Annotated in this window: 17 protein-coding genes; 1 reads left to right on the top strand and 16 read right to left on the bottom strand. The window is 46.9% G+C overall.

The window, feature by feature from the left end:
• Positions 1–230: 230 nt before the first annotated feature.
• The 4 genes from DW743_RS07275 to DW743_RS07260 are packed head-to-tail and all read right to left on the bottom strand — an operon-like array spanning position 231 to position 2,980.
• A complete protein-coding gene (locus DW743_RS07275) occupies positions 231–1,385 on the bottom strand; it encodes an AAA family ATPase (protein ID WP_009247525.1) in 1,155 nt (384 codons plus the stop codon).
• A complete protein-coding gene (locus DW743_RS07270) occupies positions 1,375–1,710 on the bottom strand; it encodes a plasmid mobilization protein (protein ID WP_009247526.1) in 336 nt (111 codons plus the stop codon). The genes DW743_RS07275 and DW743_RS07270 overlap by 11 nt, the downstream gene beginning before the upstream one ends.
• Positions 1,700–2,791 carry a site-specific integrase gene (locus DW743_RS07265; RefSeq protein WP_009247527.1) on the bottom strand — a complete coding sequence of 364 codons (1,092 nt, stop codon included), beginning with the start codon at positions 2,789–2,791 and terminating at the stop codon, positions 1,700–1,702. Before DW743_RS07265 ends, DW743_RS07270 begins: the two co-directional genes overlap by 11 nt.
• On the bottom strand, positions 2,792–2,980 hold the full coding sequence (locus DW743_RS07260) for a transcriptional regulator (protein WP_009247528.1): 189 nt from the start codon (positions 2,978–2,980) through the stop codon (positions 2,792–2,794).
• 448 nt (positions 2,981–3,428) lie between these two features.
• Here DW743_RS07260 and DW743_RS07255 point away from each other — a divergent pair, with 448 nt between their 5' ends.
• Positions 3,429–3,959 (top strand): helix-turn-helix domain-containing protein, encoded by a 531-nt coding sequence (locus DW743_RS07255; protein ID WP_009247529.1) that lies wholly within the window; start codon positions 3,429–3,431, stop codon positions 3,957–3,959.
• A 292-nt stretch (positions 3,960–4,251) separates the two neighbouring features.
• Here the strand turns inward: DW743_RS07255 and guaA are convergent, their stop codons facing one another.
• The 12 genes from guaA to DW743_RS07200 form a co-directional block, all read right to left on the bottom strand.
• On the bottom strand, positions 4,252–5,796 hold the full coding sequence (gene guaA, locus DW743_RS07250) for a glutamine-hydrolyzing GMP synthase (protein ID WP_055218727.1): 1,545 nt from the start codon (positions 5,794–5,796) through the stop codon (positions 4,252–4,254).
• A 161-nt stretch (positions 5,797–5,957) separates the two neighbouring features.
• Positions 5,958–6,836 carry an aldose 1-epimerase family protein gene (locus tag DW743_RS07245; RefSeq protein WP_117761124.1) on the bottom strand — a complete coding sequence of 293 codons (879 nt, stop codon included), beginning with the start codon at positions 6,834–6,836 and terminating at the stop codon, positions 5,958–5,960.
• A gap of 90 nt (positions 6,837–6,926) precedes the next feature.
• On the bottom strand, positions 6,927–7,406 hold the full coding sequence (locus DW743_RS07240; RefSeq protein ID WP_022462125.1) for an S-ribosylhomocysteine lyase: 480 nt from the start codon (positions 7,404–7,406) through the stop codon (positions 6,927–6,929).
• A gap of 28 nt (positions 7,407–7,434) precedes the next feature.
• Positions 7,435–7,935, bottom strand: a complete 501-nt coding sequence (locus DW743_RS07235) for a GreA/GreB family elongation factor (protein WP_022462124.1) — start codon at positions 7,933–7,935, stop codon at positions 7,435–7,437.
• 138 nt (positions 7,936–8,073) lie between these two features.
• Positions 8,074–10,107, bottom strand: a complete 2,034-nt coding sequence (locus DW743_RS07230; protein WP_117761122.1) for a carbohydrate-binding domain-containing protein — start codon at positions 10,105–10,107, stop codon at positions 8,074–8,076.
• On the bottom strand, positions 10,107–10,355 hold the full coding sequence (locus DW743_RS18780; protein WP_055227235.1) for a hypothetical protein: 249 nt from the start codon (positions 10,353–10,355) through the stop codon (positions 10,107–10,109). The genes DW743_RS07230 and DW743_RS18780 overlap by 1 nt, the downstream gene beginning before the upstream one ends.
• A complete protein-coding gene (locus DW743_RS18775) occupies positions 10,327–10,560 on the bottom strand; it encodes a hypothetical protein (protein WP_330418082.1) in 234 nt (77 codons plus the stop codon). The genes DW743_RS18780 and DW743_RS18775 overlap by 29 nt, the downstream gene beginning before the upstream one ends.
• 286 nt (positions 10,561–10,846) lie before the next feature.
• Positions 10,847–11,626 carry a polyphosphate polymerase domain-containing protein gene (locus DW743_RS07220; protein WP_117761120.1) on the bottom strand — a complete coding sequence of 260 codons (780 nt, stop codon included), beginning with the start codon at positions 11,624–11,626 and terminating at the stop codon, positions 10,847–10,849.
• A 277-nt stretch (positions 11,627–11,903) separates the two neighbouring features.
• Entirely contained in the window at positions 11,904–13,001 is a 1,098-nt protein-coding gene (locus DW743_RS07215) for a glycoside hydrolase family 172 protein (RefSeq protein WP_117761118.1), read from the bottom strand.
• Between the two features lie 127 nt (positions 13,002–13,128).
• Positions 13,129–13,608, bottom strand: coding sequence for a sensor histidine kinase (locus DW743_RS07210; RefSeq protein WP_022462119.1), 480 nt, complete (start codon positions 13,606–13,608; stop codon positions 13,129–13,131).
• On the bottom strand, positions 13,605–13,856 hold the full coding sequence (locus DW743_RS07205) for a hypothetical protein (RefSeq protein WP_022462118.1): 252 nt from the start codon (positions 13,854–13,856) through the stop codon (positions 13,605–13,607). Before DW743_RS07205 ends, DW743_RS07210 begins: the two co-directional genes overlap by 4 nt.
• Before the next feature lie 12 nt (positions 13,857–13,868).
• Positions 13,869–14,450 (bottom strand): xanthine phosphoribosyltransferase, encoded by a 582-nt coding sequence (locus DW743_RS07200; protein WP_055218716.1) that lies wholly within the window; start codon positions 14,448–14,450, stop codon positions 13,869–13,871.
• Between the last annotated feature and the right edge of the window lie 33 nt (positions 14,451–14,483).

The following is a 14,483-nucleotide window of genomic DNA, read 5'->3' as shown; positions in this document are numbered from 1 at the left end:
CTGTAAACAGGTTTTGCGTTCTCCGAAGGCTCTCCGAGGGGTGAGCGTGTGCCGGTGGCACACACGCCTGCGAACCGACCGAGCCAGCAGGCGAGACCAAAGAGCCGCCTTTGAAAAGGCACTCTCTGCACACTCCCCTAAACTTTATCCGGTGTCAAAGTGTGACGATGGTGACAATGTTTTTCACAGCGTGCTGCTCTCAAAAACATTGACACCTTTGACACCGTTTGTCACGCCGTCTGCTCGGTTTCTTTCCAAAGTGAAACCTTTCTTCCGTCGTGTGTGCGGCTGTTCTGATAACGGATACCGTAATCACGAAACAGCCTGCTTGCGTTGATACTGAGCCTTAAAGAAAGTACATTCGGCTTTATATCCACCGCAAGCCTTTCGCAAAGTTCCGAAGCAGTTCCTTCCCATCTGTCACTTTCCGAAAAGAGCGTATCCGCTATCTTCTCAAGCAGAGGTTCGGGCGGTTCTTTCCACATCTCCGTTTCCGATTTTGCAAAGTTCCACACCAATCGCTCGCTGTCCCTTACAAGATGGATTTTCATATCCTGCTGGTCTCTGCCAGCAACATCAAGTGTGGCATTGTTGGAAGTACGCTTGTCCTTACTGAGAACAAATGCACCGTCTGCCGCACCCATCAGACCATTCGTGCCTGAAATCATATCGAATATATCTTCCGATTTTTGTTTGCGTGTATGATGAACAATAAGCATTGAAACCTTGTAACTGTCTGCCAACGCTTTCAGCCTTGCCACAACATCATAATCACTTGCGTAGCTGTAATCTGCTCCGCCTGCTTCACGCACACGCTTTAAGGTGTCTATGATAATCAAGCCTGTGTCTGGGTGTTCCCTCATAAACCCTCTTATCTGTTCTTCCAGTCCGCCATTGACCGTTTTACATTCCGTTGCGAAATACAGATTGCCTGTCTCCTTTGCACCGAACATCTGAAACAATCGCTTCTGCAAACGTGGGTAATCATCTTCAAGGGCAAAATAAAGCACCGTTGCCTTACGCACCTTATACTCCCAAAGCGGTGTGCCTGTGCTGATATGATAGGCAAGCTGTGCCATCATAAAGCTCTTTCCCACTTTCGGGGAACCTACGAAAAGGTAAGTTCCCCTTTGGAGCAGACCGTCGATAAGTGGTGTCTGAACCTCAAACACCGTATCATACAGCGTTGTCATTGATACTGTTTTCAGATAGGAAGGGTCTAACTGTCTGAGTATTTCCCTTTGCATTTCTTCAAAAGATTGCTCGTACCCCTTGAAATCCGTATCCTGATTGACTATACTATTGTCAGTACATTTGGAAAGTGACTGTTCCGCATCTGTTGCCGCAGATACATTTGGAATAGTCATTTCTTTTTTATTCTCCATTCGCATCCTCTCCTTTCAAACCGCCGAGAATAATGGAAATCAGTTCTATTACACTCAGCAGTTCATCATCCACACCTTTTCCTGCTTCAATCCTTTTCAGTTCCGCAAGGACTGTGGCAAATTCCGTTTTCAACGCCTTATACACTCTCGGATTGCCCTGTACCACCACATCCTGATTTAAGCAACGGCGGTAACAATACTCCTGTTTTGGCAATCCTGATAGAGCTACAGCTCTGTTAATGAGTTCGTTTTCTTCGGGCGATACTCGAAACCCTACTGTGATATTCCTCCAACGATTTTTGTTATCTCTGTTCTTAGCTGACATTTTCAAAATCTCCTTTCCCTAAATCATCTAATTTTTCTGCCATCTCAATCTGCTTTGACGGAAAGAGGTGTGCGTACTGATAAGTAATATCAATACTTTCGTGACCAACTCGGTCAGCAATCGCCACCGCAGAAAAGCCCATATCAATCAAGAGTGAAATGTGGCTGTGACGGAGATCGTGAATGCGGATACGCTTCACGCCTGCCGCCTTTGCCCCTCTGTCCATCTCGTGATGAAGATAGCTTTTCGTCACCGTAAAGATACGGTCTTTCTTCTTCAATCCGTAAAGCATACCGAGATATTCTTTCATTTCCTCACACAGAAACTTCGGCATTTTAATCGTGCGGTTGCTCTTTTTCGTTTTCGGAGAAGTAATCACATCCTGCCCTTTCAAACGCTGATAGGATTTATTGATTGTGACTGTTTCCTTATCAAAGTTGAAATCTGCCGGAGTCAAAGCTAACAGCTCGCCCTCTCGGATACCGCACCAGTAAAGCATTTCAAACGCATAAAAGGAAACAGGCTTGTCCATCATCTCAAAAGAGAATTTCTTGTATTCTTCCTTTGTCCAGAACAGCATTTCCTTGTGTTCCTCACGTCCCATATTTCCCACCTTTGCCGCAGGATTGGAACGCAGTTCATAGTAGCGGACAGCGTGATTGAAAATGGCGGACAACTGATTGTGCAGCGTTTTCAGATACGTCTGTGAATAAGGCTTTTTCTTCTCATCACGATAGGCAAGCATTTCATTCTGCCAAGTAATAATCTCCTTTGTGGAAATCTCGCTGATTTTCAGTTTCCCGAAATACGGAAGTATCTTTGTGCGTATGATATGCTCTTTGGTAAGCCACGTGTTTTCCTTCAAACGGTTCTTCACATCATTGATATAAAGCTCCGTAAAGGCTTCAAAACTCATATCAAGGTCTGAAGAAGTCTGCAATTTGAACATTCTTTCCCATTCCTGTGCTTCTCGTTTGGTAGCAAAGCCACGCTTGCATTTCTGCTTGCGTTCCCCTTTCCAGTTCACATACCTTGCCATCACATACCAAGTACCGTTATCTTCATTCTTAAATACCGGCATTTACATTTCCCCCTTTCCTGCTCCGTAGAGCCTTTCGTAAAAATACTGGCGATTTACACGCCCTGCAATCGTAATAAAGCCCTTTGCTTTCAATTCCTCATTTAATTGTCTGATGAGTTTATATGCATAAGGTTTTGATACGTTTAGTTCCTGAGCCACATCTTCGGCTCGGATAAATCTGTTTTCCATATCCTTTTTCTTCCTTTCTTAAAATAATTTTTTGCTTGCCGCTTTCTCCGTGTTAAAGTTCCAACAGGCACTCCTGCTTGTCGGCAGGCGCTGTGCTGTCCCAATGCACCGCAGTACATCAGGCGCTCGCTCGTATAGGGGTTCCCGAAAAGTCGGAGACTTTTGGGGAAGAGGAGGAGCAGTGCAGCGAATGAGCTTTTGTGCTTGCACACAAGCGAACGATACGGAACTTGCTCCGACGAGGTCTTGGCGGTTTGGCTTTTCGGACGGTCATTCAGTTGTCGCATTAAGCATATTTGTTTAATTCGTAATTTATTTTACTAAACATATTTGCTATTGTCAAGTGGTTGCAAAGAAAATATTAAACATTTTTGTTTCGGTTTTTCTTGACTTCCACTAAACATTTCTGCTATACTTATTTCACTAAATATAAAAGGAGCGTATCATTATGGCTATCAGCGAAAGAATACATTTTTTCAGACTAATGCGTGGTATGACACAAAAGTATCTCGGTACAGCAATCGGTTTTCCAGAAAAGAGTGCTGATGTGCGTTTGGCACAGTACGAAACTGGTACACGCAAACCGAAAGCAGACCTTACAAATGCATTGGCACAGGTGCTTGATGTTTCTCCACAGGCTCTTGATGTTCCTGACATAGACAGCTATATCGGTCTTATGCACACTCTGTTTACCCTTGAAGATATTTACGGTCTTACTGTCAGTGAAGCAGACGGAGAGGTATGCTTAAAGGTCAACAAGGACAAAGGCAGAGAAGCATATGAACTCCTCAAAATGCTGTATGCTTGGAAAGAACAGGCAGACAAGCTATCTTCCGAAGAAATCAACAGAGAAGAATACGATAACTGGCGTTACCATTATCCAGAGTTCGACACCACACAGCGTTGGGCAAAAGTTCCATCACAGGAATTAAGTGACGCTCTCGTGGAAGCATTCAAAGACCACTTGAAAGATAAATAAGCACCTACAGGACCTGCCACTGGCAGCTCCCTACAGATGCTTTGGCAACGACAAAAAAGCCCTTAACTATGGTTATTAACCACAGCTAAGGGCTTAGTTTATAATATGGAATTTGTTCAGAGCCAAGCTCCGAACTTTAGTCTGCAAGCCACCTGTTAATTGTTCCGTTACCCATAAACCACTGGATAACAAGAATAATGGCACTTGCTATGACTGTTATCAATTTGTTATCAAAAGACTAATCGAAATCGCTGAAACCCGCATAAACACTGGCTTTTTTAAGCAACTCGATTTATTCAAACTCGATCGTTGCCGGTGGTTTTCCGGTGCAATCGTACATGACGCGGTTGATGTGTTTGACTTCGTTTACGATTCGACTGGTTGTTCTTCCGATGACATCCCACGGGATTTCGGCGCTTTCGGCGGTCATGAAATCGGTGGTGGTGACGGCGCGGAGGGCGATGGCGTAATCGTAGGTTCTTTCATCTCCCATGACTCCGACGGAGCGCATGTTGGTCAGGGCTGCGAAGTACTGGCCGATTTCGTGGGCGATTCCGGCTTTGTCGATTTCTTCGCGCCAGATCGCGTCGGCGTCCTGTACCATTTTGACTTTCTCGGCGGTTACTTCGCCGATGATACGGATGCCAAGTCCCGGGCCCGGGAATGGCTGACGGAATACGAGGTATTCCGGGATGCCGAGCTCAAGGCCGGCTTTTCTTACTTCGTCTTTGAAGAGGTTGCGCAGCGGCTCGATGATTTCTTTGAAATCTACGTAGTCCGGCAGTCCTCCGACGTTATGATGGGATTTGATGACGGTGGATTCTCCGCCGACGCCGCTCTCTACAACGTCTGGGTAGATGGTTCCCTGTACCAGGAAGTCTACAGCACCAATTTTCTTTGCTTCTTCTTCGAAGACGCGGATGAACTCTTCGCCGATGATTTTACGTTTTCTCTCCGGCTCTTCTACGCCTTTTAATTTTGCATAGAAACGCTCCTGTGCGTTGACGCGGATGAAATTCAGGTCGTATGGGCCGTCCGGTCCGAAGACTGCTTCTACTTCATCGCCCTCGTTTTTACGCAACAGGCCGTGATCTACGAATACGCAGGTCAGCTGGTTTCCGACTGCTTTGGAAAGCATAACAGCTGCTACGGAGGAATCGACTCCGCCGGACAGTGCGCAGAGGACTTTTCCGTCGCCTACTTTTTCGCGGATAGCTTTGATGGATTCTTCTACGAAGGAGTCCATGTGCCAGTCGCCGGCGCAGCGGCAGACATTGTATACAAAGTTGGAAAGCATTTTCTTTCCTTCTTTGGTGTGCAGAACTTCTGGATGAAACTGGGTTGCATAGAGGTTTTTCTCTACGTTTGCAACGGCTGCTACCGGACAGTCATCCGTATGGGCGATGATTTCGAATCCCGGAGCTGCTTTGGAGATGTAGTCGTTGTGGCTCATCCAGCAGATGGTTTTTTCGGATACGTTCTCAAACAGTGCGGAACTGGTATCTACAGTTACCTCAATTTTTCCATATTCTCTGACCGGTGCTACTTCTACTTTTCCGCCGAGCAGATGCATCATCAGCTGTGATCCGTAGCAGATGCCGAGGATCGGGATTCCAAGTTCAAAAATTTCTTTTGTATAAGTCGGGGAATCCGGCAGATATGCGCTGTTCGGGCCGCCGGTGAAGATAATACCTTTCGGCTGAATTTCTTTGATCTTTTCGATGTCTGTTTTGTAAGAATAAATCTCACAGTAAACGTTGCACTCACGTACACGTCTTGCAATTAACTGATTGTACTGACCGCCAAAATCAAGTACGATAACCGTTTCTCTTTTCAAGAACGTTCCCTCCTGTTTTTTCTTCTGTGCATGATGAACTACATGCGTTTTTTGGGTTTGATGCTAATTATAGTAAAGAAACCGTAAAATTTCAACCCCCGAAGTACAGGAATCGTGTTCTTTTCGCTGTACTTCGGAGGTTTTTCTTTTTTTTCGGGTCCTTATTCTCCGATGGTGATGGTGTAGCCTGCCTGGAAGGTTTCACCGGCTTTCAGGTGCTGTTCGCCGTATTTGTCTTTTAATTCGCCGTCAAAGCCGACGTTGTCGCAGCGGCCGATCCATGGCTCGAGGCACACGAACGGGGCATCTGCTTTTGGCTTGGACCATACGCCGACGCTCGGGAAGCCTTTGCAGGTGAGAGTGACATACGGTTTTCCATCAACTTCTACGCCGACGCGCTCGACCTGGGTGTTGTCGAAGATCAGGGCGTCCTCTTCGAAAAGAGTTCTGGTGTACGGGATTCTGCCGTCCTGAAGTTTCAGTTTTCTCGGATGTGCGACATCGACGCCTGCTGTTTCCGGGTCGATCAGGACGTATTCGAGTTCGGTCTCAGTGTGGTTTTCCAGGCCTTTGTTGAAGACGATGTCATACTGTTCCGGAATCATGAATGCAGGATGTCCGCCGACGGAGAAGTACATGTCATCATCACCGGTGTTTTCTACGCTCCAGGTTATGGTCAGGGTTCTGCCGGAGAGTTCCTGGGTTACGGTGAAGGCAAAATCGAACGGGTAGACTTTTTTTGTTTCTTCGGTCGATACCAGGCGGTGTACTGTTTTGTTTTCGGTGTTTTCGATGCACTCGAATTCGTTGTCGCGGGCGAAACCGTGCTGGCCCATCGGATATTTGACTCCTTTGTGGGTATAGAATCCACCGTTTACTTTTCCGACAAACGGGAACAAAACCGGTGCGTGGCGGTTCCAGAAGGCCGGATCTCCGATCCAGACTGCCTCACGGTCAGCTTCCTTATCGTAGATACTGCAAAGTTCTGCACCGTGATCGCTGATCTGCACACGCAGTTTTTCGTTTTCCATGGTTCTCATACTCTGTTTCCCCCTGTTTTCTTTCATTTTTTGTAACTATTCAGAGCCATGCGAAATTGCATGGCGCTGAATAGTTACCATTTTTAGAATTTATTCCGGATAGACGAGACGGGATTCATCAATTCCGTACAAAACCTCATCCAGGTATTTTTTGCCAAGGTAATTTGCCATGGACAGATTCATATCCAGATAGTTTCCGCAGTCTTTCGGAGATGCACCCGGGACTTCGCCCTTGAAATCGCGGATAAATTCATACATTTCTATTACGAGTGAAACGATATCTTTCGAGCTGTAATCACCGGCCAGCAGCAGGTAAAATCCTGTACGGCAGCCCATTGGACCAAAATATACGGTTTTATCTTTCCACTCTTCGTGATTACGCAGGAACGTTGCGCCAAGATGCTCGATGGTGTGGACCTCAGCGGTATTCATAACAGGCTCATCGTTTGGAGATGTCATGCGCAGATCGAAGGTTGTGATGACACTGTCACCTACGTGATCTTTTCTTGAAACGTAAATGCCTGGTTTAAGTTTGATATGGTCGATCGTAAAGCTTGCAATTTTTTCCATGACTGGTATTTTCCTTTCTTTCTGTCCTTTAATAGCTGCGGAGTTCATCATCGGTATCCGCAGTGTTTTCGATGGATTTGATGATGAGATCATAACTATAGGCATCGCTTACTTTTACAGTGACGCGGTCGCCGACTTTATGACCCAGAATGGCTTTTCCTAATGGCGAGTCGATACTGACGTATCCTTTGAGAGAATTACCACGAACGGTGGTGACAAGTTTGTAGGTTTCTGTCTCATCATCTTCTTCAATGTAAACCTGGACGGTATTGTTGATGCCGACTTCGTCGTCCTTTGAGGTATCTGAAATAACGTGAGCGGTTTTGATCATTTTTTCCAGATAGCGGATGCGGCTTTCGTTGCGGTTTTTGTCCTGTTTGGCAGCTTTGTATTCAAAGTTTTCGCTGAGATCGCCCTGGGCACGGGCTTCTTTTACAGCCTCGAGTTCTTTTGGACGGACAACCAGTTTGCGGTAGTCGATTTCTTCCTGCATTTTTTTAATATCGTTTTCGGTCAGTTTATCATACATGATTTTTCTACCTCTTTTCTTGTGAGGTTATTTTAGCACAGAATACGGTAAATTGGAAGTAGGAAGACAGCCACGGTAGAATCACTTTCTTACGCACCGGAACAGCAAATGTTCCGGTGCTGAATGAACTATAACGGTTCACTCAGCCGTGTCGCTTGGTTTTGAAGGCGGAGTTCCTTTGTTGTCGCTGTTATTTGACATTTTTCCACCTTTGGGATCGCTCATCGTTTTAACAGACCGGGTTCCGGCGGTGGTGATGATGTCCGTGAGGGTGATCTCTTCGTTGTCGGTACCGGCAGTCAGAGTATACGTTGCGTCCAGTTTCATTTCGGAACAGGTGAAAACAATGCTGGCGTAGGCTTTTTCGGGTGCAATCGTGAAAAGGGCACTTCCATCGCTGTCTGTCAGTGTGATGGTAGTGGCAGCGGACTGGGTTTCCGTACAGTAGTAGGTGATGACGGGCTGGGTAGAATCTTCGCTGAAGCTTTCTGTCATGCCGGCACTGCCGATGGCAGCCAAGGTTCCGCCGGTTGCAATTGCACTTCCGTCATAATCGAGGGCACTGTCACCATCGCTGGTCGGCCCGTACACGATCGTAGTTCCGCCGGTCACGAGAAGACCGCCGTTGGAATCAAGACCATCACCATCGGCGGATACGGTCAGGGTTCCGCCGGTAATTTTAATGTAAAGCTCAGAGTTGCCTCCACCGCCGGGGCCTCCCTGCATCTTCTGTGGAGCATCGCCGTCAGACGGAGCGTTCCCCGGATCGAAGTTCTGCGGCGCATTTCCGTCAGACGGAGCGTTCTCCGGATCGAAGTCCTGCGATGGCTGCATATCGCTGCCGTTTTCTGTATCAGGCGGCATTTGCTGAGGTTCCTTTCCGTCTGCCTCGCCGGATATGCTGCCATCATCACCGGAGTTTACGGCAGCACTGCTATCGTTGTTTGAGCTTGCGGCATTGCTGTCATCGTCACCGGAACCGACAGCATTGGCGCCAGGATTTATGGCGTTGACGCCATCGTCGCCGGAATTTGCGGCATTGATGCCATCGTCGCTGGCGTTTATGGTAATGTCACCGCCGTTGACCACGACGCGTTTTCCTTCCAGGCCTTCGTTGCTTTTTTCAACAAGGATCGTTCCGCCATGGATGACGGTGTCGAGCTCCGCATGGAAACCGTCGTCACCAGAGTTTACGGTGATGGTTCCATCATCGACAACGATGCTGCCGGTTGCATGGAATCCATCCTGTTCCGCCTCGATCGTAAAAATCCCACCAGCAATATAGATATTTCCAAGCTCTGCGTCATCCGTATTCTTCGCTTTGACCGCACTGTTTGCAGCATCAATGTCAAAGCTTCCGTTCAGAATTTTAATCTGATCTTTGGCTGTGATCCCGTTGTCCGCAGCGGCGATTTTGTAGGTTCCGCCGGTAATCACAAGGTCATCTTTGGATACAATCCCGTGCTTGTAGTCTGCCTCGATGGTCAGACTTCCTGTCCCGTTGCAGACAAGATTTGATTTGGAGAAGATAACGCCGTCTACCGTGTTGTCGTCAATCTGAGTGTACTCGTTTCCACCGCCAAGCGTGTTGCTGCTGTTTTCAGCAAGCGTGATGAAAACTTTGTCCGCTTCGCGAACGTAGATGGCAGCATTCGTCTTACAGTTGATATGGACTCCATCGAGTACGATCTGAACCTTGTCGGAATCGGATGCGTCTACGATAATCTGGCCATCCTCAAGTGTTCCGCTTACGATGTAAACGCCTTCTTCCGTGATGGTAATTGTGCTGCCATCTGCTTTGACTCCGCTGCCGGAGACGGTAGCTGTCGTCTTATTAAGTGTAATTTTTACGGCTTCCGACGCTTTGTAGCTTCCGCTCTTCTCACGGTCTGTGAATTCGGTGTCGATAGTGGATTCGGTCAGTTCCAGATCGAAATCAATGTCGGAGGCACTTTCCATTGCATTTTCCGAATCTGTGCTCTCTGATGTGGTATCCGCGTTGTCGGCAGATGTTTCGCCGGTTGACTCTGTACGGGCAGATTCGGCATTCACAGAGCTGGAAGATGTCACTGCTGTGCCGCATCCGCCGAAGGCCAGCGATGATGCAAGAAGCAGGCTGACGACTGCGCCGGTCTCTTTTTTTCTGTTTTTTTTCTTTCTGTTTCGATTCATTATAATTCCTCCCTTCCGGTCTGCGCACGACTGCACAGGATTTCAAGGTTTCCGTTTCTGCAGCGGAGCTGGTCAATCATGTTTTTCTCTTCGCCTTCCTCGCGGAATACGATGCGATACTCCAGCTTGAAAAGACTTCCCATATTCGTGGTTTTTACCTGTACAAGCTCGCAACGGGTCAGATACCTGGTAAAGATATCGTCAAAAACACTGGTATAATCAAGGGACTCCGGTTCCAAGATTTCCATTGACGAGCATGATCACCATCTGTATGATCACAGGCATCAGAACAAGCGTGACAGCAAAGCTTTTGGTGCATTCACTTTTGTACCTGTAAACAGCAGCGATCAACAGTCCCAGAATCAGAGACACTGCTGTGCAGGCAAGGAACTGACCAAAGGTGAAGGCGGCGGTTGTTTCTGTAAAAACGGAACTGAATATTGTGTTAAGCATAGCAAATTCCTCCCAGAATTTTTTTATTTTCTTGTCTATTCAGAGCCCCATCTCGATTCCGCTTACGCTACATTGCGATGTTGCTTCTCGCCATATGAAATTCCAGAAAAACCGCTCATTCATGCAAACATGATTCGCGATTTTTCTTCTATTTTGCATGGCTCTGAATAGTTACATTTTCTTTTTTGTGAAGCAGATTATGTTTGAAAAAGGCTCTTCGCAAGCCGTGAGTCCACCCACTGCTTCTTGCTTTTCGCAATGGCCGCAGAGGACTTACCTGATTCAGCTAACGGAATGCTGTTTTTGATACGGTTTGCCGGATATCTGTGAATGGTATGAAAGCTTTTTCTTTTTCTTCTGATGCTTTCTGATTTTCGATCTGATAGGCAAAGCCGTATTTAGAAAATGATGCCGGATAGATTGCAAGATCATCCAGAATTTTGCTGAACCATAGGGGCACAGCACCTGGTGTTTTCACCTCCATGAGATACCAGCCTGGTTCTAAAAGCCTGATTCCTTCCGTTGGACCGTCAAGACACAGATTTTCGGTACGCCATCGGATATTGGTGTCGAAGGTAACACGAAAGTTCCTGTCTTCCGTGCCGAAGCAGGCGATGCGGTCGTAGGCGATGTACATAGCGGGAGCAAGCCCCCGGTAGTAGTTGCGAAACCAGGTGATTTCGTGGAGAATCTGGCTGTCGAAGCCCGGTTCTGATTTTCCCGCAAGATAGGGAACCGCTTCTGATAATATCATGCGCTCGCGGCGTTTGTAGACGATTCCTTCATATTTTTTCTTTAGTTCTACGTATATGGGGCTGGTCTCTTTGGCCGGACCATAACTGCGGAGTCGCAGTTTTTCTTTGTAGACGGGTTTTTCCAGCGAACGGCGGATGAGCTGGTGATCCGGGGTATCGTAATAGAGGCTGCAGATGGTATCAAGGCCGTATTCATCCATCTGCAGATGACCCGGAAGGCTCTTGCGAAGCTTGCGAGCCATGATCGGGGAAAGCATGTATTTTGTTTCATACCGTTGGAAGGTCATGGGAATCTGTTGGCTTTGCATCATAATCGATTGATCCTTTCGTTTGATTTACTTCCGGAAATGTTTTTTACATTTTTAAGTATAATGAGGAAACTTTAAAGGAACCTTAAAGAATGGACGGAAAATGTGAAAGCTTTGTGAAAAGACGGACCTCTGTAATCCGGATCGCTTTTCGAATACCATATAAAAAAAGAAAGAGCCGTTTCCGGACAAATTCGTTGGAAGCAGATTTGTTCGGAACGGACTCTTGTAGCCGATATGCAAAGTCATGAAACATATAAAATAGGAAAAGCGTCAAAAATCATCTTGGCCAGCGCTCTTTTCTGGACATGAGTGGCGCGAATGGTACATGAGGATGCGTCTGGTACCAGTAAGCTGTGGTAGCGACATCATCCTGACGTTCAAAGAGGCCTCCGTGACTGACACCAATCTGCTGCAGGGTTACCTTAAGATCCTTCTCAAAAAGGATGGGATCAAGAAGATGCCAGCGGTAGAAGCTACGCTGTGGCATCTGATCATCATTGTGGTAATCATTATGAAGGAAGGTATCGTGGGTAGAGTAGTAAGGATATCCAAGATACGGAGTGCAGTACTGATTTTCAACGGTTTGGCCATTTTGCTGTGTTGCAAAGCTCCAGGCACCGCCGAAGTAATCTTCTGTTCCGGTTCCGCAGATGGTTGGATAATCCTTGTCTCCATCGATGTAGAATTTCATCTCACCTTCTCCGTACCAGTAGCGTTCGAGGCTGGTCAGTGCAAGATAAGTTCCAACGTACTGGCCTTTCCCTTTGATGTTGTCGAGGACAACGTAGTCTTTTGCCTTTTCCGTGATGCGCTGACGACGCCACTGGGCATGGAAATAGGCAGCATCTTCCGGAACCGTTGTCAGGCAATAGTCGATCTGATAAAAGAAGGCCGGAATCGGCTCATCACACTGATTTTCAATGGTAATACGGGCGTTTTTACGGAACGGCATCGGGAAATAGCTGTTGAAACCACGGGTCGGATTGACAGCAATCGGGACGGAATTTACCTGATAGGAAACACCGAAACCGCAGCAGAAGAAATCGCCAAGCGGACATTCCACGGATGGGAATTCTTCATCGTCCCAGTACATGCGGAGAACAAGATCCCGCAGAACATAGCGGTTGCGTTCACTGGTACGGTCTGTGACGGTGATCCAGATGTGCTGAATGATGCCTTCTCCCTGGATCTCACCAAGTATTACGGTCTCTCCTGCTTCTATTTTCGGGATGCACGGGGAACCTTTTCTGGACGGACCAAGATCGCTGGATGCCATGCCGCCTTTTCCTTTTTCTCCATTCCGGTTTTCCCAGTTAATAGAACGGGACTGTCCGCTTTTCAGCTGGAAAATGTTTTGTAAACCACAATCAAACATCATATATTCCTCCTTTTGTTTTCTTTTGTTTTCTTTTGTTTTTTCTCTCTTGGAAGCTTTTGATTTCTGCTTTTTTGTGTGTCTGCCTTTCCTACCCTGCCGTCATTTTTCCGGAATTTTGTTTCTTTCATCCTTTTGCCGGAAAGACTGCTTTAAAACAGATGCCATCTCGTGTCCGCTCTGCGGTGATTTTTCCCTTATGTGCCTTTACAATTGCAGCTGCCACGAAAAGGCCGATTCCATAGCCGCCGCTTTCCCTGGCCCGCGACGCATCCGCACGGTAGAAGCGGTCAAAGAGGCGGTTGAGATCACCTTCCGGCATGGTATCGCAGGTATTCTGCACCGAAAATTCTGCTTTTTTGCCGTTTTTTCGCCAGAAAATGTGGATTTTTCCACCCTCCGGAGTGTATTTAACGGCGTTATCCACAAGAAGAGAAACGAGCTGGTGGATTCTTGCGGCATCCCCTTCCATATGGAGTTCTTCTGCAATATCGCTCTGCAGCGCGATCCTGCCCGGATGTTTTTTGAATTTACAGGAAAATTCAAAAAACATCCGACCGGCACTTTTGCATGGGTGCTCGCAGCCGGATGTTCGGTTTGCATTCATTTTCTTTTTTTCTCTGCCCGTCTCCGCAGCAGCTCTTTTGCGCCTGCATACAACAGAAAATATACCGTCAGAATCATAACAACTACAATCCTGTTATCTTTCAGGCTGAAAAAAGAGGTCACATTGACTGCCGCCAGAAACAGCAGCAGTGACACACTGAGATCAATTTTTTCTTTTCTGTCGGCCAGCACCATTCCTGCGGCCGCCAGAACCAGAAGAACGGCAATTCTTGCAATCAGATTTGCCATTTTGACGCCTCCTTACTGTTTCCGAAAGGTAATTTCCCCGGTTTTATCATCCATACCATCGACGATGGCAAGAGATTCCAGATGAATGCCACGGTCACGCAGCAGTTTTCCTCCGATCTGGAACCCTTTTTCGATGACAACGCCTGCTCCTACGAGCTCTGCACCGGAATCCTGTACCAGGGTTGCCAGTCCTTCCAGCGCTTTTCCGTTTGCCAGGAAATCATCGATCAGGAGAACTTTGTCTCCTTTTCCCAGAAATTCTTTGGAAACAATGATATCATAAACTCTTCCATGGGTGAAAGATTCTACTTTTGTTGTATAAACATCGCCGGCGATATTTTTAGTCTGTGTTTTCTTTGCAAACACAACCGGAACATTAAAAATTTCAGCCACAACACAGGCAATTCCGATTCCAGATGCCTCGATGGTCAGGATTTTCGTGATCTCCTCTCCCGCAAAACGACGCTGAAACTCTTTTCCGATTTCCCGGAACAGATTGACGTCCATCTGATGATTTAAAAAGCTGTCCACCTTCAGGACATTTCCCTCGCGTACTTTTCCGTCTTTGCGGATTCTGTCTTCCAATAACTGCATTTTTTTGAAGCCTCCCGAATTTTTATTATACCC

The organism is Blautia sp. AM28-27 (assembly GCF_003480905.1).
In the GTDB taxonomy this organism is placed as follows: domain Bacteria; phylum Bacillota; class Clostridia; order Lachnospirales; family Lachnospiraceae; genus Fusicatenibacter; species Fusicatenibacter saccharivorans.
The sequence above is the reverse complement of the archived record's forward strand: the minus strand, read 5'-3'. Positions and strand labels throughout refer to the sequence as shown.

Excerpts from the sequence above, each read along its gene's own strand:
- DW743_RS07275 (WP_009247525.1), bottom strand. The coding sequence starts at position 1,385 with ATGGAGAATAAAAAAGAAATGACTATTCCAAATGTATCTGCGGCAACA.
- DW743_RS07270 (WP_009247526.1), bottom strand. The coding sequence starts at position 1,710 with ATGTCAGCTAAGAACAGAGATAACAAAAATCGTTGGAGGAATATCACA.
- DW743_RS07265 (WP_009247527.1), bottom strand. The coding sequence starts at position 2,791 with ATGCCGGTATTTAAGAATGAAGATAACGGTACTTGGTATGTGATGGCA.
- DW743_RS07260 (WP_009247528.1), bottom strand. The coding sequence starts at position 2,980 with ATGGAAAACAGATTTATCCGAGCCGAAGATGTGGCTCAGGAACTAAAC.
- DW743_RS07255 (WP_009247529.1), top strand. The coding sequence starts at position 3,429 with ATGGCTATCAGCGAAAGAATACATTTTTTCAGACTAATGCGTGGTATG.
- DW743_RS07245 (WP_117761124.1), bottom strand. The coding sequence starts at position 6,836 with ATGAGAACCATGGAAAACGAAAAACTGCGTGTGCAGATCAGCGATCAC.
- DW743_RS07240 (WP_022462125.1), bottom strand. The coding sequence starts at position 7,406 with ATGGAAAAAATTGCAAGCTTTACGATCGACCATATCAAACTTAAACCA.
- DW743_RS07235 (WP_022462124.1), bottom strand. The coding sequence starts at position 7,935 with ATGTATGATAAACTGACCGAAAACGATATTAAAAAAATGCAGGAAGAA.
- DW743_RS07230 (WP_117761122.1), bottom strand. The coding sequence starts at position 10,107 with ATGAATCGAAACAGAAAGAAAAAAAACAGAAAAAAAGAGACCGGCGCA.
- DW743_RS18780 (WP_055227235.1), bottom strand. The coding sequence starts at position 10,355 with ATGGAAATCTTGGAACCGGAGTCCCTTGATTATACCAGTGTTTTTGAC.
- DW743_RS18775 (WP_330418082.1), bottom strand. The coding sequence starts at position 10,560 with ATGCTTAACACAATATTCAGTTCCGTTTTTACAGAAACAACCGCCGCC.
- DW743_RS07220 (WP_117761120.1), bottom strand. The coding sequence starts at position 11,626 with ATGATGCAAAGCCAACAGATTCCCATGACCTTCCAACGGTATGAAACA.
- DW743_RS07215 (WP_117761118.1), bottom strand. The coding sequence starts at position 13,001 with ATGTTTGATTGTGGTTTACAAAACATTTTCCAGCTGAAAAGCGGACAG.
- DW743_RS07210 (WP_022462119.1), bottom strand. The coding sequence starts at position 13,608 with ATGAATGCAAACCGAACATCCGGCTGCGAGCACCCATGCAAAAGTGCC.
- DW743_RS07205 (WP_022462118.1), bottom strand. The coding sequence starts at position 13,856 with ATGGCAAATCTGATTGCAAGAATTGCCGTTCTTCTGGTTCTGGCGGCC.
- DW743_RS07200 (WP_055218716.1), bottom strand. The coding sequence starts at position 14,450 with ATGCAGTTATTGGAAGACAGAATCCGCAAAGACGGAAAAGTACGCGAG.